Below are 21,348 nucleotides of genomic sequence, written 5' to 3' on the forward strand. Positions count from 1 at the left end.
GCGACCATGGGCGCGCTGTCGCATTTGCGGGTACTGGATTTATCGCGCGTGCTGGCCGGGCCTTGGGCTGGGCAGATTCTCGCCGACCTTGGCGCCGAGGTGATCAAGGTCGAGCGCCCGGGCAATGGCGATGACACGCGCGCCTGGGGGCCACCCTTCCTTAAGGACGCTTATGGTGAGAACACCAGCGAAGCGGCTTATTACCTGTCGGCCAACCGCAACAAGCAATCGGTGACGATCGACTTCACTCGACCTGAAGGGCAGCAGCTTGTACGGGACCTCGCGGAGAAGTCGGACATCCTGATCGAGAACTTCAAGGTTGGAGGGCTGGCCGCTTATGGGCTGGACTATGAGTCGCTCAAAGCGATCAATCCGGATCTGATCTATTGCTCGATCACCGGCTTCGGTCAAACCGGGCCATATGCCAAGCGTGCCGGTTATGACTTCATGATCCAGGGGCTGGGCGGGCTGATGAGCCTGACCGGTCGCCCTGAAGGTGATGAAGGCGCCGGGCCGGTGAAGGTGGGAGTGGCGCTGACGGACATTCTTACGGGGCTGTATTCGACCGTGGCGATTCTGGCGGCGTTGGCTCATCGTGATCACGACGGTGGCGGGCAGCACATCGATATGGCTTTGCTGGATGTGCAGGTCGCATGCCTGGCGAACCAGGCGATGAACTATCTGACTACCGGCAATGCGCCGAAACGTCTGGGTAATGCACATCCGAACATCGTGCCCTATCAGGACTTCCCGACGGCTGATGGCGATTTCATTCTTACCGTTGGCAATGACGGCCAGTTCCGCAAGTTTGCCGAGGTGGCGGGGCAGCCGCAGTGGGCGGACGATCCGCGTTTCGCGACTAACAAGCTGCGGGTGGCTAATCGCGCGGTGTTGATTCCGCTGATCCGTCAGGCGACGGTCTTCAAGACCACTGCCGAATGGGTGGCGCAGTTGGAGCAGGCTGGGGTGCCGTGTGGGCCGATCAACGATCTGTCCCAGGTGTTTGACGATCCGCAGGTGAAAGCGCGTGGGTTGGCGATAGAGCTCCCGCATGCACTGGCCGGGATGGTTCCGCAGGTAGCGAGTCCGATCCGGCTGTCGCAGACGCCTGTCGAGTACCGTCGTGCGCCTCCTTTATTGGGCGAGCATACGTTGGAGGTTCTGCAGCGGGTGCTTGGTCTGGGCGCTGGCGCGGTGGAGGCGCTCAGGGCTGATGGGGTGCTTTGAGTGCCCCTCTATATAGAGGAGTCGTTTCCCAGCCTATATATAAGTGTCGCTGTGTGTTTTTTGACCGATCTGTAAGTCGTTGAAAGAAAAGTGAAATTAACGGTTGACGGCAGATTCAGGAGGTCTATAATTCGCCCCACTTCCGGCGCAGTCGAAACGGAAAACTCCTTGAGATTCAATGAGTTATGTAGGTTTCGATAGCGAGTTGCTTCAGTTCATCGAAGCCAAAAGGAAGTTGAAAAAGAGGTGTTGACAGCAGCGTGTAACGCTGTAGAATTCGCCTCCCGCTGACGAGAGATCGGAAGCGCAAGTGGTTGAAGTTATTGAAGAATTCTTCGAAAACTTCTGAAAATAATCACTTGACAGCAAATGAGGCTGCTGTAGAATGCGCGCCTCGGTTGAGACGAAAGATCTTAACCAACCGCTCTTTAACAACTGAATCAAGCAATTCGTGTGGGTGCTTGTGGAGTCAGACTGATAGTCAACAAGATTATCAGCATCACAAGTTACTCCGCGAGAAATCAAAGATGTAACCAACGATTGCTGAGCCAAGTTTAGGGTTTCTTAAAAACCCAAAGATGTTTGAACTGAAGAGTTTGATCATGGCTCAGATTGAACGCTGGCGGCAGGCCTAACACATGCAAGTCGAGCGGATGAAAGGAGCTTGCTCCTGGATTCAGCGGCGGACGGGTGAGTAATGCCTAGGAATCTGCCTGGTAGTGGGGGACAACGTTTCGAAAGGAACGCTAATACCGCATACGTCCTACGGGAGAAAGCAGGGGACCTTCGGGCCTTGCGCTATCAGATGAGCCTAGGTCGGATTAGCTAGTTGGTGAGGTAATGGCTCACCAAGGCGACGATCCGTAACTGGTCTGAGAGGATGATCAGTCACACTGGAACTGAGACACGGTCCAGACTCCTACGGGAGGCAGCAGTGGGGAATATTGGACAATGGGCGAAAGCCTGATCCAGCCATGCCGCGTGTGTGAAGAAGGTCTTCGGATTGTAAAGCACTTTAAGTTGGGAGGAAGGGTTGTAGATTAATACTCTGCAATTTTGACGTTACCGACAGAATAAGCACCGGCTAACTCTGTGCCAGCAGCCGCGGTAATACAGAGGGTGCAAGCGTTAATCGGAATTACTGGGCGTAAAGCGCGCGTAGGTGGTTTGTTAAGTTGGATGTGAAATCCCCGGGCTCAACCTGGGAACTGCATCCAAAACTGGCAAGCTAGAGTATGGTAGAGGGTGGTGGAATTTCCTGTGTAGCGGTGAAATGCGTAGATATAGGAAGGAACACCAGTGGCGAAGGCGACCACCTGGACTGATACTGACACTGAGGTGCGAAAGCGTGGGGAGCAAACAGGATTAGATACCCTGGTAGTCCACGCCGTAAACGATGTCAACTAGCCGTTGGGAGCCTTGAGCTCTTAGTGGCGCAGCTAACGCATTAAGTTGACCGCCTGGGGAGTACGGCCGCAAGGTTAAAACTCAAATGAATTGACGGGGGCCCGCACAAGCGGTGGAGCATGTGGTTTAATTCGAAGCAACGCGAAGAACCTTACCAGGCCTTGACATCCAATGAACTTTCCAGAGATGGATTGGTGCCTTCGGGAACATTGAGACAGGTGCTGCATGGCTGTCGTCAGCTCGTGTCGTGAGATGTTGGGTTAAGTCCCGTAACGAGCGCAACCCTTGTCCTTAGTTACCAGCACGTAATGGTGGGCACTCTAAGGAGACTGCCGGTGACAAACCGGAGGAAGGTGGGGATGACGTCAAGTCATCATGGCCCTTACGGCCTGGGCTACACACGTGCTACAATGGTCGGTACAGAGGGTTGCCAAGCCGCGAGGTGGAGCTAATCCCACAAAACCGATCGTAGTCCGGATCGCAGTCTGCAACTCGACTGCGTGAAGTCGGAATCGCTAGTAATCGCGAATCAGAATGTCGCGGTGAATACGTTCCCGGGCCTTGTACACACCGCCCGTCACACCATGGGAGTGGGTTGCACCAGAAGTAGCTAGTCTAACCTTCGGGAGGACGGTTACCACGGTGTGATTCATGACTGGGGTGAAGTCGTAACAAGGTAGCCGTAGGGGAACCTGCGGCTGGATCACCTCCTTAATCGACGACATCAGCTGCTCCATAAGTTCCCACACGAATTGCTTGATTCATTGAAGAAGACGATAGAAGCAGCCCGAAATTGGGTCTGTAGCTCAGTTGGTTAGAGCGCACCCCTGATAAGGGTGAGGTCGGCAGTTCGAATCTGCCCAGACCCACCAATTTTTGTGTGGGAAACCTGTAGAAATACGGGGCCATAGCTCAGCTGGGAGAGCGCCTGCCTTGCACGCAGGAGGTCAGCGGTTCGATCCCGCTTGGCTCCACCACCACTGCTTCTGAAGTTTGAAAGCTTAGAAATGAGCATTCCATCGCTGTGATGGTGAATGCTGATTTCTAGTCTTTTGATTAGATCGTTCTTTAAAAATTTGGGTATGTGATAGAAAGATAGACTGAACGTTACTTTCACTGGTAACGGATCAGGCTAAGGTAAAATTTGTGAGTGACTCTTAAGAGTTTTGCGAATTTTCGGCGAATGTCGTCTTCACAGTATAACCAGATTGCTTGGGGTTATATGGTCAAGTGAAGAAGCGCATACGGTGGATGCCTTGGCAGTCAGAGGCGATGAAAGACGTGGTAGCCTGCGAAAAGCTTCGGGGAGTCGGCAAACAGACTTTGATCCGGAGATGTCTGAATGGGGGAACCCAGCCATCATAAGATGGTTATCTTGTACTGAATACATAGGTGCAAGAGGCGAACCAGGGGAACTGAAACATCTAAGTACCCTGAGGAAAAGAAATCAACCGAGATTCCCTTAGTAGTGGCGAGCGAACGGGGACTAGCCCTTAAGTGGCTTTGAGATTAGCGGAACGCTCTGGAAAGTGCGGCCATAGTGGGTGATAGCCCTGTACGCGAAAATCTCTTAGTCATGAAATCGAGTAGGACGGAGCACGAGAAACTTTGTCTGAATATGGGGGGACCATCCTCCAAGGCTAAATACTACTGACTGACCGATAGTGAACTAGTACCGTGAGGGAAAGGCGAAAAGAACCCCGGAGAGGGGAGTGAAATAGATCCTGAAACCGTATGCGTACAAGCAGTGGGAGCCCACTTTGTTGGGTGACTGCGTACCTTTTGTATAATGGGTCAGCGACTTATTTTCAGTGGCGAGCTTAACCGAATAGGGGAGGCGTAGCGAAAGCGAGTCTTAATAGGGCGTCTAGTCGCTGGGAATAGACCCGAAACCGGGCGATCTATCCATGGGCAGGTTGAAGGTTAGGTAACACTGACTGGAGGACCGAACCGACTACCGTTGAAAAGTTAGCGGATGACCTGTGGATCGGAGTGAAAGGCTAATCAAGCTCGGAGATAGCTGGTTCTCCTCGAAAGCTATTTAGGTAGCGCCTCATGTATCACTGTAGGGGGTAGAGCACTGTTTCGGCTAGGGGGTCATCCCGACTTACCAAACCGATGCAAACTCCGAATACCTACAAGTGCCGAGCATGGGAGACACACGGCGGGTGCTAACGTCCGTCGTGAAAAGGGAAACAACCCAGACCGTCAGCTAAGGTCCCAAAGTTATGGTTAAGTGGGAAACGATGTGGGAAGGCTTAGACAGCTAGGAGGTTGGCTTAGAAGCAGCCACCCTTTAAAGAAAGCGTAATAGCTCACTAGTCGAGTCGGCCTGCGCGGAAGATGTAACGGGGCTCAAACCATACACCGAAGCTACGGGTATCACGCAAGTGATGCGGTAGAGGAGCGTTCTGTAAGCCTGTGAAGGTGAGTTGAGAAGCTTGCTGGAGGTATCAGAAGTGCGAATGCTGACATGAGTAACGACAATGGGTGTGAAAAACACCCACGCCGAAAGACCAAGGTTTCCTGCGCAACGTTAATCGACGCAGGGTTAGTCGGTCCCTAAGGCGAGGCTGAAAAGCGTAGTCGATGGAAAACAGGTTAATATTCCTGTACTTCTGGTTATTGCGATGGAGGGACGGAGAAGGCTAGGCCAGCTTGGCGTTGGTTGTCCAAGTTTAAGGTGGTAGGCTGAGATCTTAGGTAAATCCGGGATCTTAAGGCCGAGAGCTGATGACGAGTTACCCTTTGGGTGACGAAGTGGTTGATGCCATGCTTCCAAGAAAAGCTTCTAAGCTTCAGGTAACCAGGAACCGTACCCCAAACCGACACAGGTGGTTGGGTAGAGAATACCAAGGCGCTTGAGAGAACTCGGGTGAAGGAACTAGGCAAAATGGCACCGTAACTTCGGGAGAAGGTGCGCCGGTGAGGGTGAAGGACTTGCTCCGTAAGCTCATGCCGGTCGAAGATACCAGGCCGCTGCGACTGTTTATTAAAAACACAGCACTCTGCAAACACGAAAGTGGACGTATAGGGTGTGACGCCTGCCCGGTGCCGGAAGGTTAATTGATGGGGTTAGCTAACGCGAAGCTCTTGATCGAAGCCCCGGTAAACGGCGGCCGTAACTATAACGGTCCTAAGGTAGCGAAATTCCTTGTCGGGTAAGTTCCGACCTGCACGAATGGCGTAACGATGGCGGCGCTGTCTCCACCCGAGACTCAGTGAAATTGAAATCGCTGTGAAGATGCAGTGTATCCGCGGCTAGACGGAAAGACCCCGTGAACCTTTACTATAGCTTTGCACTGGACTTTGAATTTGCTTGTGTAGGATAGGTGGGAGGCTTTGAAGCGTGGACGCCAGTTCGCGTGGAGCCATCCTTGAAATACCACCCTGGCAACTTTGAGGTTCTAACTCAGGTCCGTTATCCGGATCGAGGACAGTGTATGGTGGGTAGTTTGACTGGGGCGGTCTCCTCCTAAAGAGTAACGGAGGAGTACGAAGGTGCGCTCAGACCGGTCGGAAATCGGTCGTAGAGTATAAAGGCAAAAGCGCGCTTGACTGCGAGACAGACACGTCGAGCAGGTACGAAAGTAGGTCTTAGTGATCCGGTGGTTCTGTATGGAAGGGCCATCGCTCAACGGATAAAAGGTACTCCGGGGATAACAGGCTGATACCGCCCAAGAGTTCATATCGACGGCGGTGTTTGGCACCTCGATGTCGGCTCATCACATCCTGGGGCTGAAGCCGGTCCCAAGGGTATGGCTGTTCGCCATTTAAAGTGGTACGCGAGCTGGGTTTAGAACGTCGTGAGACAGTTCGGTCCCTATCTGCCGTGGACGTTTGAGATTTGAGAGGGGCTGCTCCTAGTACGAGAGGACCGGAGTGGACGAACCTCTGGTGTTCCGGTTGTCACGCCAGTGGCATTGCCGGGTAGCTATGTTCGGGAAAGATAACCGCTGAAAGCATCTAAGCGGGAAACTTGCCTCAAGATGAGATCTCACTGGAACCTTGAGTTCCCTGAAGGGCCGTCGAAGACTACGACGTTGATAGGTTGGGTGTGTAAGCGCTGTGAGGCGTTGAGCTAACCAATACTAATTGCCCGTGAGGCTTGACCATATAACACCCAAGCAATCTGAATGCTCGAAAGAGACCAGATTGCGGTGTGTGAAGACGCAATGAACCGAAAGTTTGCGATGCTCACAAGACACCTGTATCACATACCCGATTTGCTGAAGCGAGGCCAACGTGCCACGAGTCAGTACCCGAATTTCTTGACGACCATAGAGCGTTGGAACCACCTGATCCCATCCCGAACTCAGAAGTGAAACGATGCATCGCCGATGGTAGTGTGGGGTTTCCCCATGTGAGAGTAGGTCATCGTCAAGATTAAATTCCGAAACCCCAATTGCGAAAGCAGTTGGGGTTTTGTTTTAGTAGAAGTCACCGATTTTGCTGGCACGTTACCGTGTTGACGGGCCAGATACAGAATTTCTTGACGACCATAGAGCGTTGGAACCACCTGATCCCATCCCGAACTCAGAAGTGAAACGATGCATCGCCGATGGTAGTGTGGGGTTTCCCCATGTGAGAGTAGGTCATCGTCAAGATTAAATTCCAGAACCCCTGTCTGCTAACGCAGACAGGGGTTTTGTCGTTTCAGGGCTTCCGAACATCAGGCCGCTTTGCGAGCCTTGCTGATACGTCGGGCTTGCCACTTACGCCACCAGATGTAAACGCCAGTCCCTGACAGTCCCGCAATCACAACACCCAATACTGCGATCAGCACCTGCCCGGTAAAGCCTATGATCCGCCCGCCATGTATCGGTAACTGCAATCGATAAAACCGCTCCCCCAATGTCCCTTCTCCAGCGATTTCCTGCCCTAATAATCGTCCGTCCGTGCCGTGAAAGAACAACCAGGATTTTCCATGCGCTTGAGTGTCATGTTGTCCAAATCCTGCACCGTAGAAGTTGTACTCAAAGCTGTAATACAACTCCCCGATCGCCGCTGTCAGTCCTAACCTTTTTCCCTCCTGCACTGCCCTTTCATACGCCTGTTGATAACTCAACTGTGTCACCCCCAACTCCGAGGGAGGCATTCGCCCTCGAGCCTCATAAACGCTCGGTTCAATCGGCGAAAACCACGACACTGCCGGTTTGAACACCTGACTCGGCAAATTCATCGCGACACTGCTGACCGCAATCGGCAGCAACAACAACCACAGCCACAATCCCCCCGCACGATGCAGGTCGAAGTTGAGCCGGTAAGCGTGCCCGCCCTTGATCTTCCAGGCCGTCGACCACTTTCTCCAGAACGGCTTGCCACGAGGAAATGTCAGCCACAAGGCGATAAAGCAATCGATCACCCAGGCGCACGCAACCAGACCCATCAACCACAAGCCCCAGTTTCCGGGCAGCGTCAGGTTGTAATGAAACTCGAGAATGAACGGAATGAAGTTCTCCCGGGAAAAGCAGCACTCGCCCCAGTAACGTTGCCCTTTCTGCTCGGCACTCACCGGGTCCAGGTAGAACACCTGATTGCGCTCATCAAACGGTTTGCCCGTCGCCGGATCGTTACGTGGAACAGCTGCCAATAGCGCGGTATGCCCCAACTCGTCCGGATACTCCATGTACCAGACCTGCAGCTTCGGATGGGTGGTTTGCACAGCCTCGACCAACGCCCCTGGAGGCAATCGCTGACCCTCGGCGGAGGCCGCATAGAATTGCGGATTCAGCCACTCATCCAGCTCATGATTAAACGCCAGAATGCTTCCGGTAATCCCGGCCAACAGCAAAAACACCGCCGTCGCCAGGCCGATATAGCGATGCAACAACACCAACAATGCGCGCATGAAGATTTCCCCACAAAGACGACAAAGCCAGCCCCTGAGAAATCAGCGGCTGGCTTTTTTATGCACAAGGCAAAGGCTTAGAACTGGTAGCTGACCGTGGCGGCGACGTTGCGCTCTTCGCCCATGTAGCAGAAGTTCAGGCTGGCGCAGGAGGCCACGTAGGACTCATTGGTCAGGTTGTTCGCATTCAAGCGCACGTCGACGCCCTTCAAGCCGACCTTGCCCAGGTCATAACCGATCGAGGCGTCGAACAAGGTGTAGGAAGGCACCTTCAGCGTGTTTTCCGCGTCCGCCCAGCTATAACCGACATAACGCACACCACCGCCCAGACGCAGGCCATCGAGTACCGCGCTGTCGAACTTGTAGTCGGCCCACAACGAGGCCATGTGCCGCGGCGCCTGAGTTGGCGAGTTGCCTTTGTTCTCAATCACGTCGGTCGGCGTGCTCAAGGTGCTGACCATCGACTTCGAGTACTCGATATCGGTGAAGGTGTAGCTGCCGAGCACTTTCAGGTTGTCGGTCAACTGCATGTGCGCTTCCAGCTCCAGACCTTGCGAGCGCACAGCGCCGACTGCTCGGTAGAAGTTTTCCTGTGGCAACTTGGTCGCGAGGTTCTCCTGATCAATGCGGAACAGCGAGGCGGTGAACAGATTGTCGGTGCCCGGCGGCTGGTACTTCAGGCCGACTTCCCATTGCGTACCGTCAGTTGGCGGCAGAGGATTACCGGCGCTGTCGGCATACGAGTTCGGGTTAAACGACTCGGAGTAGCTGATGTACGGCGCCAGACCGTTATCGAACAGATACAACGCGCCGGCGCGGCCGGTCAGTTTGGTACGGCGGTCGTTGATTTCGGTGCCCACTGGCCGACCCGCTTCGGCGATACGGTTCTCATCGGAGGTCTCGACCCAGTCCTGACGCAAGCCCAGCGAGAAGCGCCACTGGTCCATCTCGATCAGGTCTTGCAGGTAGACCCCGGTCTGCTCCAGGCGCCGCAGGTAACTGGTGTCGCCGTACATGTCGATCGCCGAATTGCCGTAGACCGGGTTGAACGCATTGATCGGCGCCAGACCACCACTGGTCCAGTCGACCACCGTCTTGCGCCGTTGATAATCTGCGCCCATCAACACGGTGTGCTTGGTGGCCCCGGTGAAGAATTCGGCCTGCAGCATGTTGTCGACGATGAACGCATGCAGACGTTCATCGCCGCCGGTGTAATAGCGGTTCAGTTCGTTGCTGGTTGGTGTCGTCCAGCCATAGGCGTAGACCTGATCCATGTTCACTTTGGAGTCGAGGTAACGGAAGTTCTGCCGCGCCGTGAAGACATCGTTGAAGCGATGTTCGAACTGATAGCCGAACGATTGCTGATCCCGCGAGTAGCCATCAATCCCCGGCTCGCCCTCGAAGAAGTGCGGCGAGATGCGGTTGCCGTTGCGCTGATGAATCGTCCCGTCCGCCGGCACGCCACCGTGGTAGCCGCCATCCGGATCGTGCTGCAGATACGCCTGCAGCGTCAGCGAGGTGTCTTCAGTGAAATCAATGCTCAGGGTCGGGGCGAGGGCGAAGCGTTTTTCCTTGTTGTGGTCGAATTGTGTGTCGGACTGATCCGTCAAACCGGTCAGACGATAGGCAATGCGCTTGTCATCATCGACCGGGCCACTGAAGTCAAACCCGACTCCGCGCTGACCTTGGGTACCGACCGTGGCCTGAACCTGATGATAGGCCTCGTACAACGGCTTTTTGCTGGTCAGTGCCACGAGGCCACCGGGCGAACTGCGGCCGTACAACACTGACGATGGACCTTTGAGAATATCCACGCGCTCAAGAAAATACGGATCGACCTGCATGGTGCTGTAGGTGCCGCTGTCGCCCATCGACTTGAGACCGTCGAGGTAAATATTGTCCACGGAACCGTCGTTGAAGCCGCGCATCGCCACATAGTCGTAGCGATGGGTCGCCCCGTAAGGGTTGGTCAGCACGCCGGGGGTATAGCGCATCGCCTGAGAGACGGTCTGCGAGCCTTGATCATCCATTTGCTCGCGGGTCACCACCGATACGCTTTGCGAAGTTTCCAGCAACGCAGTACTGGTCTTGGTGGCGATCTGGCTGTGGGTGGCGTTGTAGCCTTCCATACTGCCGAGTGCGTTGCCGAGGGCGAAACCTTTGATATCGGTGGTTGGCAGAGCCAGCGCATCGGTTTCACTGACTGGACGCAGGACGTAGCTGCTGCCGTCCTGGCTGACCGCTTCCAGACCCGAACCGCTGAGCAAATGGCTCAACGCCTGATCGGTTGAATATTCGCCCTGTACGCCCGGAGACTGTTGTCCCTGCGTTTGCTGGGGGGTCATCGACAAGGTAATGCCCGCCTGACGGGCAAACTGGTTCAGCGCCTCGCCCAGCGGGCCGGCGGCGATGCTGTAGCGATGACTGCTCGCCTCACTGACATTGGCGGCGAGGCTCAGGCCGGGCAGCACACCGGCACCCAGAACGGTGGACAGCAGGGCGGCGCGAACGGCGTGGCGCAGCAGGCCCGATTCGGCAGTGAAATTCAGCGGTTTCTTACAGGTGAGGCGGACAGTCATTGTCGGTTTCCGTGGCAAGTCGCAAAGGCTGAGTTGAAGTGCTTACTGACCAAGCCGGACTCGTTGCGAAAACCCGCCAAAATAATTTCATGCCACCGGTTCCAGCGTGACCCACCAACGAGTGCGATAACGCAATTGCACCGGCAGGGTCTGCGGCATGATGGCCAGCAGCGTGTCGGTATCCTCCAGACGGAACACCCCGGACAGGCGCAAGTCCGCCACCTGCGGCGCGCACGTCACAAAGCCCTGACGGTAACGCCCGACTTCATTGAGGAAATCGCCCAGGCGCATGTTGCGGGTCACAATCAAACCATCGGCCCAAGCGCCCACGTCCATATCCAGTGGCGGGGCCGGGCGCACCTGATGGTGATCGATCAGATAGGTCTGCCCGGCGAGCGCCTCGACGGAGGTTGCGCCGCTGCGAATGGCGACGCTCCCTGAGCTGACGGTGAGCCGCGTGCAATCGGTGTCCTGACGCAGGATGAAGCGGGCTTTTATCGGCTCATAAATGCCATGACGACTTTGCACGCGAAGTGGCCGGTTGAACGTCGCGCCTTCATCGTTACCGCCGCAGGTAACGATGATTTCCCCGCGAGTGAGTTTGATCAGCCGTTGCTGCGCGGTGTAATCCAGATCCACAGCACTTGCAGTGTTCAGCTCGATCCGCGTGCCGTCGGGCAACTGGAAGCCGCGGCGTTCGCCGGTCGCCGTTGCATAATCGGCGCGCCACTGCTGCCAGACGGTCGTGTCCTTGGCCAGCCACGCCGCGGAGGCCATCAGTACCGTGCCGGACAGCAACTTCAAGGCCTGTCGCCGTCCGAGTCCTTGCGCACTGTTTTCCAGCGTATTCAGCGCCACGTGCGCACCGGGCACGGCGCGCAGGTTATGGCTCAATTCCGCCTGCAACGACTGCACACGTTGCCACGCCAGTTCATGTTCATGATGTTCGGCGCGCCACGCGTCGCACTGATGACTCAGGCGCGCATTGCCATGGTTGTTGCGCAGCCGCAGCAACCAGTGAATGGCTTGCTTGACCACCTGTTGTTGCGGCTCGGCGCGGCGCCCGACTGAGTTGTTGTCCACAGGCATCAGGCTTCGTACCGCAACATGTAACAGTGATACAGCGCATCGGCGACGTAACGTTCGACGGAGCGCAGTGACAAGCCCATCTGCGCGGCGATCTGCTTGTGGGTCAAACCTTCGCACTGCGCCAGCAGAAACGCCTGACGCACTTTCGGCCGCAAGCCTTCGAGCATGCGCGCCACACTCTCGAGCAACTCGATCACCAACGCGCGAGCTTCAGCGCTTGGGGTTTCGGCTTCGGGCAAGTGGGCGATGGTTTCGAGATAGGCGCGTTCGATTTCTTCACGACGCCAATGGTCGATCACCAGGCCACGGGCGATGGTGCGTAAAAATGCGCGAGGCGCCTTGAGCTCCAGACGTTCGCTGCGTTGCAACAGACGGACGAAGGTGTCCTGGGCCAGGTCCGCGGCATCTGCGGCATTGCCCAGCCGCGCTCGCAGCCAGGCGTTGAGCCAGCCGTGATGACTCCTGTAAAGCGCCTGCACTGCAAACTCAGGTGAGGACATGAACGCGACAGCCCGAACGTCACAAATGATAATTAGTCGCATTTTTATCAAGGGCTGAGAATTTTGCAACCTCCGCACGAATAACCGTCTTAAAAAACTGAAGGCAAACGCTCTGGCACGCCGTTCGGCGGGAATCTGACAGAAATGCCGCACATTTCCCACAACGCCCTAAGTTTTCCGCGAACGGTGCCGACAGACTGGTGAGACATGCGTGCACCAAAGTAGAGCGGCCGTCAGAACGCCGCCTGCGCTGTACATGGAATGTTGCATCCCGGAACGCATCCCCACTTTTGCATAAGAAGTCCCATGAAATGAATCTCAAGTTCAGCCATAAAATCCTGTTGGCCGCCTCGGGCGTCGTGGTCCTGGCTTTCGCTTTGTTCACCCTCTACAACGACTATCTGCAGCGCAACACCATTCGCCAGAACCTTCAGTCGTCCGTGCAGCAGGCCGGCGATCTGACCGCCAGCAGCGTGCAGAACTGGATGAGCGGGCGAATTCTGGTGCTGGAAAACCTCGCGCAAAACGTTGCCCATCAGGGCAAGGACGCCGACTTCCCGGGGCTGGTCGATCAACCGGCCTTCACCTCGAATTTCCAGTTCACCTACGTCGGTCAGGCCAACGGGGTGTTCACTCAGCGCCCTGACGCGAAGATGCCCGACGGCTACGACCCGCGTCAGCGCCCTTGGTACAAGCAGGCCGTGGTCGCCGACAAAACCATGCTGACCCCGCCGTACATGGCGGCGGTCGGTGGTCTGGTGGTGACCATCGCCATGCCGGTGAAAAAGAATGGCGAACTGCTGGGTGTGGTCGGCGGTGACCTGAGCCTGGAAACCCTGGTGAAGATCATCAACTCGGTGGACTTCGGTGGCCTTGGCCACGCATTCCTGGTCAGCGGTGACGGTCAAGTGATCGTCAGCCCGGACAAAGATCAGGTGATGAAGAACCTCAAGGACATCTACCCGAATTCCGGCGTGCGCATCGAGAAGGGCAACCAGAACGTGGTGCTCAACGGTCAGGAACGCATCCTGTCGTTCACCCCGGTCAGCGGTTTGCCGAATGCCGACTGGTACATCGGTCTGTCGATCGATCGTGACAAGGCCTACGCTGCCCTCAGCCAGTTCCGGACTTCGGCGCTGATTGCGATGTTCGTCGCGGTCGCTGCGATTGCGCTGCTGCTGAGCCTGCTGATCAACGTCCTGATGCGTCCGCTGACCACCATGGGCCGCGCGATGCAGGACATCGCCCAGGGTGAAGGCGACCTGACCCGGCGTCTGGTCGTGGCAGGCAAGGATGAGTTCGCCGAACTGGGCAGCTCGTTCAACCAGTTCGTCGAGCGTATTCACGCGTCGATTTCCGAAGTGTCGTCGGCCACCCGTCATGTACACGACCTGTCGCAACGGGTGATGGCGTCGTCCAACGCCTCGATCATCGGTTCCGACGAACAAAGTGCCCGCACCAACAGCGTGGCTGCCGCGATCAACCAGTTGGGCGCCGCCACTCAGGAAATCGCCCGAAATGCCGCCGATGCTTCGCAGCACGCCAGCGGCGCGAGCGAGCAGGCCGATGACGGTCGTCAGGTGGTCGAGCAGACCATTCAGGCGATGACCGAGTTGTCGCAGAAGATCAGCCTGTCATGCACCCAGATCGAAACCCTGAATGCCAGCACCGACAACATCGGCCACATCCTCGATGTGATCAAAGGCATCTCGCAGCAGACCAACCTGCTGGCGCTCAACGCGGCCATCGAAGCGGCCCGTGCCGGTGAAGCCGGACGCGGTTTTGCGGTGGTGGCGGACGAAGTGCGCAACCTCGCCCATCGCACTCAGGAATCGGCGGAAGAGATCCACAAGATGATCACCTCCCTGCAGGTCGGTTCGCGTGAAGCGGTGACCACCATGAACGCCAGTCAGGCGTCCAGCGAAGAAAGCGTTGAAGTGGCCAACCAGGCCGGCCTGCGCCTGGTCAGCGTGACCCAGCGCATCGGCGAAATCGACGGCATGAACCAGTCGGTGGCTGCCGCGACCGAAGAGCAGACCGCGGTGGTGGAAACCCTCAACGTCGACGTCAACCAGATCAACCTGCTGAACCAGCAGAGCGTCGCCAACCTCAATGAAACGTTGAAGGATTGTGATGCGTTGTCGCAGCAGGCGAATCGGTTGAAGCAGTTGGTCGACAGCTTCAAGATCTGACTTTCAGATTCGAGACCGCGTTATCGTTCTTCGCGAGCAGGCTCGCTCCCACAAATTGAACGCGTTCCTACAGAAGGAGTGCGATCAAAATGTGGGAGCGGGCTTGCTCGCGAAGGCGGTAGTTCAGTCACCGCCAAACTGAAGCCTTACACAAACAGCTTCAGCACATTCCCCATCGCATCATCGGCAAACCCCTGCACGAAATCCTTGAACCCCGGCAGCGCTTCCTCCCCACCTGAAGCCGGCTCGGCAATGATCGTCCAGGTCGCCCGCGACTTCCCCGCCCCCAGTGATTCCACATTCATCGCCGCCCACAAATTCGCCACACCCAAAGTGTTGTAAATCGTGGTCCAGGTCATGGCGCGCGCCTGCTCATCGTGTGAGTTGAGTTGCTCGACTACCACATTGCCGTCCTTGAAGAATTTCTTGCGCAGCGACGACACGCCTTCGCCGGTCATTTCGATGTGCGACAGCGCTGGAATGAAACGGTCGAAGCCAGCGAAATTGCCGACCACCGCCCAGACCTGCGCCGCGTCCGCCGGCACTTCCACCGACGACACAACGTGGCAGCCGTGCGGGTTTTTGATCAGGGTGTCGGGTTGCAGATTGCTCATGGTGTTGCTCCTTTTTGATGAACTAGATGAAGTTGATCTGTTTCAGGTAATCGCAGCCGCGACGTAGCAGCGCCGGGGATTTTTCCGGGTACTGCGCGCCCATCTGCCGCACGCCGGCCTTGGCGTTGGCATGGCCGATCAGGGAGATGTCGCCGATGTCTTCCTCGAAGCCGTTGAGGTAGAAACCGAGCACACCGAACAGCGCGTTGTCGGCGTCGACCCGGCCCAGTTGCTGCTGCCAGTCGGCGACGCTGACCAGCGAGAACTCGCTGCCGGTTTCGCGGAACGAGGCGACGTAGGCATCCCAACTCAGCGGCTCGGGGTTGTGCAGGTTGAACACCGCACGCTCGGTCGAATAACGGCAGGCGTGGAAGGCGATGAAGCGGGCGAGAAAGTCCACCGGCATCAGGTCGAAATTCAGCGCGAAGGCCGGCACCTGACCGAGCTGGATCGAACCTTTGAGCATCAGCATCAAACGGTTTTTGTGCGGCTGGCAGACGCCGCTCAGGCTGTTGAAGCTGATGTTGCCGGGGCGATACAGGTTGACCCACACCCCGCGCTCGCGGGCCCGTTCGAGGATGCGTTCGCCGACCCATTTCGACAGGTTGTAGCCGTTGCGAATGTAGATCGGCGGGGTCGGCGCGGCGGGCAATTCGAGCACTCGGCCTTCGCCGTCGACGGTGCTGGAAGCGGACAGCGTCGAGACAAAGTTGAAGACCTTTTTGCTACGCCCTTCACACAGGCGCAGCAGCTCGAAAATCGGCTCGACGTTATCCGCTGCCAGCGACTCGTAATCGAGCACGTGATTGACGTTGGCGGCGTTGTGCACCAGCGCGCCGAACTCGCGATCCAGGCGCTGATAATCGTCAGCGGCCAGACCCAGTTGCGGGCGGGTGAGGTCCGCGGAGTAGATTCGCACCCGGCTCAAATCGAGATGTTCGAGACGGTTCTCGCGCAGCGCCTGAGCAAAACGCTGCGCCGCCGTTTGCCCGCCCCCGTCGCGCACCAGACACGCCACTTCGCTGGCGCCCCAACCAAGCAGCGCTTCGACGATGTGCACGCCGACAAAGCTGTTGGCGCCGGTGACGATCACCTTGTGCACATCGCCCAGGCGACTGATCGGCAGCGGTTCGATGTTCAGCGGACGCTCGGCGTCGGCCATGGCCTGGGCGCTGAGCACCGCGCTGTCATCGGTACCGCGCACCAGCGTCGCGAGCTTGATGATGGTCGGCAGTTCGATGAAGCGGTTGATCGAGATGCTGCGCCCGAATTCCTCACGCAAGCGCAGCAACATCCGCGACAGCAGAATCGAATGACCACCGAGATTGAAGAAGCTTTCGTCGGTGGAAATATCGCTGCTCGGCAGCTCCAGCAGTTCCGCCCAGATCTCCAGCAGCAACGCTTCGTCGGCACTTGCCGGCAGGCATTTCGGGCCGCTGTCCTGCACGCTCACCGGCAGCTCCAGCAACGCCTTGCGGTCGACCTTGCCGTTGCTGGCGAATGGCATCTGCGCCAGTTCAGTCCACGCCACCGGTTGCATGTAGTCCGGCAGAAACTGCTGCGCATACGCCTTCAATGCATCACGAGCGGCGTCCGATTGCGGCTGCGCAAGGAACGCCAGAATCCGCCGCTGACTGTCGATCACCACCGCCATCTGGCGGTACAACTGGCTCTCGCGCAGGCAGCGCTCGATCTCTTCCGGCTCGACCCGGAAACCACGGATCTTCACCTGATTGTCGCGCCGTCCACACAGCTCGATGCCGTGTTCGCCCCACTTGGCCATGTCGCCGCTGCGGTAGGCGCGCAAGGTCTCACCGTGCGGCAGTTGCAGGGTCAGATAGCGCTCGGCGGTCTGCTGCGCATTGTTCAGATAACCGAGGCAAACGCCGGGGCCGACGATGAACAATTCGCCGACGGTGTTATCCGGCACCGGTTGCAGATCGTCATCGAGAATCAGCACCTGACTGTTGGCAATCGGTGCGCCAAGAGTGCGGTTGCTGTCACCCGGTTTGAGCTGGCGAGCGGTAATCAGCACCGTCGCTTCGGTCGGGCCGTAGAGGTTGTGCAGCTTGCCCTGACGGGTCAGTTGCTCGATGACGAAGGGCTCGCAGACGTCGCCGCCGGTCATCACTTCGACGCCTTGCAGTTGCTCCAATGGCAGGATGCTCAGCAGCGCCGGCGGCAGGAACGCGTGGGTCAGTTGCCGGCGGCGGATAAGCGCCACCAGTTGCAGCGGATCGCGGCGCTGGGTGTCATCCGGTACTACCAGTTCAGCGCCTTGCAGCAGCGTCGGAAAGATATCGATCAGCGAAGAATCGAAACTCAGCGAAGAGAACTGCAACACCCGACTTTCGGCGTGCAACTGCGCGTAATCGGCGTACCACGCGGTGAAGTGCGCAAGGTTCGCCTGGCTCAGCAGCACGCCCTTCGGATGGCCGGTGGTGCCGGAGGTGTAGAGCGCCATGCACGGTGCTTCAAGCGTCGGCCGCTGACGCATCAACGGCAGGTCGAGATCGGCGTCGGCACTGTCGATACGACTGACATCCAGTCCGGGCATCGACTCACCCAGCGGATGCTCGCCGTCGTGCAGCAACAACACTGCGCCGGCGTTTTGCAGGATGTATTGCTGACGCTGCACCGGATGGCTCGGCTCCAGCGGCAGATACACCGCGCCACTGCCGAGCACCGCCAGAATCGAGGCGAACAGCGCCGGGCTTTTCGGCTGGCAAATGCCCACGACCCACGGCTGCGGATGTTGCTCGAGCAACGGTTGCAGACGTTGCTGGATCGCACGGCTGTGCGCGTGCAACTGGCGATAGCTGAGTGACTGCTCGGCCAGGTGCAACGCCGGTCGCTCGGCGTGCGCGATCAGGCTCTGCTGCAGGCGTTCGATCAGCGGCGTCTGCGCCTGTCGCAACAATTCCGGATGCGCCGTTGCGTTGAGGCGATGGACGTAGGCCAAGCTGTCGAGAAACGACAGGTCCTCCACCTGTTCAAAGTCCGGCGCCGTGGCCGGTACTGCCTGCTGCAAATACTCGGCATCGCGGGAGAAACGGCTGACCAGCAACGCGACTTCGTCGACCACATGCGTCAGCACTCGCTGGCGCAGTGCCTGACCATTGCCGGACGGCTCATCGCCAATCGGCACACGGCTGATCAGTGACGAGCCGAGGAAGCACAGCAGGTCGAGCGTCGGTAAACCGCCAAGGCTCGGCGACCCGATACCCAGGCGCAGATGCAGGTGCGGGATGGCGCAGAAATCGCCGGCGCCGATGAAGCCGTCGTCGATGATCAGATCCACCGGCGATTGCGCCGCGCCGCTGCGCCGTAAAGTGTGACCGTGTTGTTCGAGTTCCTGCGCCAGGTCGGTCATGGCCTGGCTGGCGCCAATCAGCAAAATGTCGAGACGTCTCATGTCGGCCTCCTCATCAAACCAGATAGTCACGCAGGGCGTGCTGCACGCACGGCGTGTCGAGCAGCGAGCTGCTGTGGAAAAAACGCACGATGTTGCCCACCAGCGGATGGTGGCGATTGATCGGAAACGCCAGCCCGGCCATCTCGTCCTTGAGCGAGCGACGCACTGCCTCGCTGACCGGCAGGGCGTCGATCAGCCGCAGATCGAAGGACTTCTGGATGTCGTTGGTCAGGTAATGGCCGATGAACACCGGCAGGATCTGCGCGATGGTTGCCCGATCCGCGTCATTGGCGGTGTGCCAATAGATACGCACCATGCGCGCCCAGAAGCTGGAGTGGCGGCCCTCGTCGAGCAAGTGATCGGCCATCAGCCCTTTGATCGACGGCTTGACCGTGTCGTCCCGGGCGAAAGCCGCAACGTCGCCGGTCACGGTGTTCTCGGCGATGGCCACGCAGATCAGTTCCACCGCGCTGCGCAGGTGCTCGGGCGCCAGTGCCACAGCGGCAGGAATCGCCCGACTCAGTTCGATTTCAGTGGGCAGTTCGATCGGCTCGATGCCGGTCATGGCCACGGTCTGCTGCATGAAATCCATCGCCACCAGCGCGTGGTAATCCTCGTCCACCACCACGGTCATGGCGTCGTAGCGACAGGCGAACGGGAAGGCCACGGCGAAGCGATTCTTGGCGATGCTGCGCGCGGTCTTGTCGACGATCTCGGTCTCGAAAATCACCACGTCGTTGATGAATTTGTACAGCGTCTGCACCAGGGCGAAATCCCGTTGTTGCGGGCATTCGCGCAGGAAAGCTTCGCTGAGCACCAGGGGTTGGCGGCTCAGCGGGTAGATCAGGCGTTCATCGTCTTCGAGCACACGCCGTGGTCGGGTGCGGATGGTGGCGCGGGTTTCCCAGGCGTCGGCGAAGGATTGGTAGTCGGCGGCGTTCATTGGGCCACCTCCACCAAAGTCTCGCGCATGCTCAGACGCAGGCCGTCCCACAGGGCGATGCGGCTTTCCACCGCTGCGATGGCGCTGGCGTAGACCTCGGCTTCGCGTTGCGGATCGCCATCGACCAGGCGATCGAGCAGGCGCTCCGCCGCCGGGCCGTGATCTTCCGAATCGACCTCGATGTGGCGCTCCAGGTAATAGCGAAAGGTCGGCGCCTGTTCGATGCCGATCTCCCAGTCATCGAGGATGCGCTGGAACATCGGCGGGATTACGCTCTCGCGGCCATGCAGGAACGCCGCGGCGACGCTGTGGCCCGGTGCGTGCAGCGCGGTGTTCAGCGTCTCGCGCACAAATTTTGCTGCTGCCGGATCCACTTCGACGCTTTGCAGGGCCACGTCGTAACTCACGCCTTCCTGCTGCAGCGCGACAAACCGCTCGACCGCCGTGGTGCTCGCACCGACTTCGCGCATGGCGTCCAGGTACAGCTCGAAATGGCTGTAATGGCCGTGAGCGGGACGATCATCCGACTCCTCACCGAGCACGATTTCATTGATCAGGCGTGCGGCATGCGGGTCTCGTGGCGGCAACCAGGGCAGCCGCGTGCAGGTCAGTTCCTGCTGCAGGCGCTTGGTCAGCGACATGAAATCCCACACGGCGAAGACGTGGGACTCCATGAACCGGCGCAGTACCGATAACGAATCGATCTCGGTGAAGATCGGGTGAACGCTCAATTGCGCTTTTTTCAGGGCGAGTTGTTCTTTAGTTGGCATCATGGCGAACCTCGGTGTTATTGGAATAGAGGAAGTTGCTCGTTCTGTGCTTTAACGCGGACTCAATAAATCTGAAACGTTTTCTATTGGCGAACGCTGGCCTCATTCGGATCGGTGAAAGTTTGCGAAGTGCATGGAAGGCTCTGAGCAGAAGCCTGGCGCTTATCTGCCAAGACTGCAGCCTGACTATGGAGCTGCGCCGTGTTTGCGGGGTGAACCCTGCTCGGCAATAAAAAGCTAATACATCGTTAAATAACTTAACAAGTTTATTTTTAATTATTTTTAGTTGTCTGTTTTTTGAATATGAGTTGGCCCGATAAAACTGTTTATTTGAGTTTTATTTGGGCGTAGTTGCTCCTTTCGGCAAATAAAGGCCAAAATTGAAAACAAGAGTGAATGCCTCACTCAAAGCAACTTTAAAAAGCGGGGATTTATGTGATGTATAGGAATGAAAGTGGGCCGGAAACGGCGCCGTAACTTCCCTTTTTCCCGTGGCAAGGCTCCTTCCGTAGGTTCCTGGTGCGGGGACTGCGCCGGCAGTGCGGCGCGTCGCCCGTTCTTCATGGGGTGGCCGTTAAAGAGTGCGGGTAAATTGGCGGGACGGCTATGACCGATTCGTCCGCGCCGAGCCGCAATGACGGGCTTGCGAGCGCTGGGAGGGTAGAGCGAACAGGCGGATCCGCCACCAGGTTTGCGGGGGATCGGGGGAGAGGATTTGTAAGCGGGTTATTCGCCGGTCAGGCGCGAAGGCCAGAGACCGG

The 21,348-nt window shown here is 57.7% G+C and carries 10 protein-coding genes, 2 tRNA genes and 4 rRNA genes; 8 read left to right on the forward strand and 8 right to left on the reverse strand.

The window, feature by feature from the left end; all coding sequences use genetic code 11:
- The first annotated feature begins 6 nt into the window (after positions 1-6).
- From ACS4NR_RS22440 to rrf (ACS4NR_RS22470), 7 genes are all read left to right on the forward strand, one after another.
- Complete coding sequence (locus ACS4NR_RS22440) at positions 7-1,227, forward strand: CaiB/BaiF CoA transferase family protein (RefSeq protein ID WP_456018367.1); 1,221 nt, start codon at positions 7-9, stop codon at positions 1,225-1,227.
- A gap of 584 nt (positions 1,228-1,811) precedes the next feature.
- Positions 1,812-3,348, forward strand: a 16S ribosomal RNA gene (locus tag ACS4NR_RS22445).
- Positions 3,349-3,429: 81 nt separating this feature from the next.
- A tRNA-Ile gene (locus ACS4NR_RS22450) sits at positions 3,430-3,506 on the forward strand.
- 29 nt (positions 3,507-3,535) lie between these two features.
- A tRNA-Ala gene (locus ACS4NR_RS22455) sits at positions 3,536-3,611 on the forward strand.
- A 247-nt stretch (positions 3,612-3,858) separates the two neighbouring features.
- A 23S ribosomal RNA gene (locus tag ACS4NR_RS22460) occupies positions 3,859-6,750 on the forward strand.
- Positions 6,751-6,904: 154 nt separating this feature from the next.
- Positions 6,905-7,020: ribosomal RNA gene (gene rrf / locus ACS4NR_RS22465) — 5S ribosomal RNA — on the forward strand.
- 105 nt (positions 7,021-7,125) lie between these two features.
- Positions 7,126-7,241, forward strand: a 5S ribosomal RNA gene (rrf, locus tag ACS4NR_RS22470).
- The 16S, 23S and 5S rRNA genes sit together here with 2 tRNA genes alongside, the layout of an rRNA operon.
- A 65-nt stretch (positions 7,242-7,306) precedes the next feature.
- On the opposite strand, the gene ACS4NR_RS22475 is transcribed toward rrf (ACS4NR_RS22470), so the two are convergent.
- The 4 genes from ACS4NR_RS22475 to ACS4NR_RS22490 all read right to left on the reverse strand — a co-directional run bounded on the left by ACS4NR_RS22475 (position 7,307) and on the right by ACS4NR_RS22490 (position 12,653).
- Positions 7,307-8,485 carry a PepSY-associated TM helix domain-containing protein gene (locus ACS4NR_RS22475; protein WP_456018368.1) on the reverse strand — a complete coding sequence of 393 codons (1,179 nt, stop codon included), beginning with the start codon at positions 8,483-8,485 and terminating at the stop codon, positions 7,307-7,309.
- A gap of 77 nt (positions 8,486-8,562) precedes the next feature.
- The gene (locus ACS4NR_RS22480) at positions 8,563-11,064 is read right to left on the reverse strand and encodes a TonB-dependent siderophore receptor (RefSeq protein ID WP_456018369.1); all 2,502 of its coding nucleotides are present in this window, start codon (positions 11,062-11,064) and stop codon (positions 8,563-8,565) included.
- An 87-nt stretch (positions 11,065-11,151) separates the two neighbouring features.
- A complete protein-coding gene (locus tag ACS4NR_RS22485; protein ID WP_456018370.1) occupies positions 11,152-12,153 on the reverse strand; it encodes a FecR domain-containing protein in 1,002 nt (333 codons plus the stop codon).
- Positions 12,153-12,653: a sigma-70 family RNA polymerase sigma factor gene (locus ACS4NR_RS22490; RefSeq protein WP_166496252.1), complete on the reverse strand. Its 501-nt coding sequence runs from the start codon at positions 12,651-12,653 to the stop codon at positions 12,153-12,155. The genes ACS4NR_RS22485 and ACS4NR_RS22490 overlap by 1 nt, the downstream gene beginning before the upstream one ends.
- A 311-nt stretch (positions 12,654-12,964) precedes the next feature.
- On the opposite strand from ACS4NR_RS22490, the gene ACS4NR_RS22495 reads away from it, so the two are divergent.
- Complete coding sequence (locus ACS4NR_RS22495; RefSeq protein ID WP_443534929.1) at positions 12,965-14,845, forward strand: methyl-accepting chemotaxis protein; 1,881 nt, start codon at positions 12,965-12,967, stop codon at positions 14,843-14,845.
- Positions 14,846-14,991: 146 nt separating this feature from the next.
- Here the strand turns inward: ACS4NR_RS22495 and ACS4NR_RS22500 are convergent, their stop codons facing one another.
- Genes ACS4NR_RS22500 through ACS4NR_RS22515 form a run of 4 tightly spaced genes read right to left on the reverse strand, consistent with a single transcriptional unit; the run spans position 14,992 to position 20,590 of the window.
- Positions 14,992-15,459 carry an SRPBCC family protein gene (locus ACS4NR_RS22500; protein ID WP_456018371.1) on the reverse strand — a complete coding sequence of 156 codons (468 nt, stop codon included), beginning with the start codon at positions 15,457-15,459 and terminating at the stop codon, positions 14,992-14,994.
- A gap of 22 nt (positions 15,460-15,481) precedes the next feature.
- Positions 15,482-18,874: an amino acid adenylation domain-containing protein gene (locus ACS4NR_RS22505; protein ID WP_456018372.1), complete on the reverse strand. Its 3,393-nt coding sequence runs from the start codon at positions 18,872-18,874 to the stop codon at positions 15,482-15,484.
- A 13-nt stretch (positions 18,875-18,887) separates the two neighbouring features.
- Positions 18,888-19,817, reverse strand: a complete 930-nt coding sequence (locus ACS4NR_RS22510) for a diiron oxygenase (RefSeq protein ID WP_456018373.1) — start codon at positions 19,815-19,817, stop codon at positions 18,888-18,890.
- Positions 19,814-20,590 carry a DUF3050 domain-containing protein gene (locus ACS4NR_RS22515; protein WP_456018374.1) on the reverse strand — a complete coding sequence of 259 codons (777 nt, stop codon included), beginning with the start codon at positions 20,588-20,590 and terminating at the stop codon, positions 19,814-19,816. Before ACS4NR_RS22515 ends, ACS4NR_RS22510 begins: the two co-directional genes overlap by 4 nt.
- Between the last annotated feature and the right edge of the window lie 758 nt (positions 20,591-21,348).

This window comes from Pseudomonas sp. JQ36, assembly GCF_053851495.1.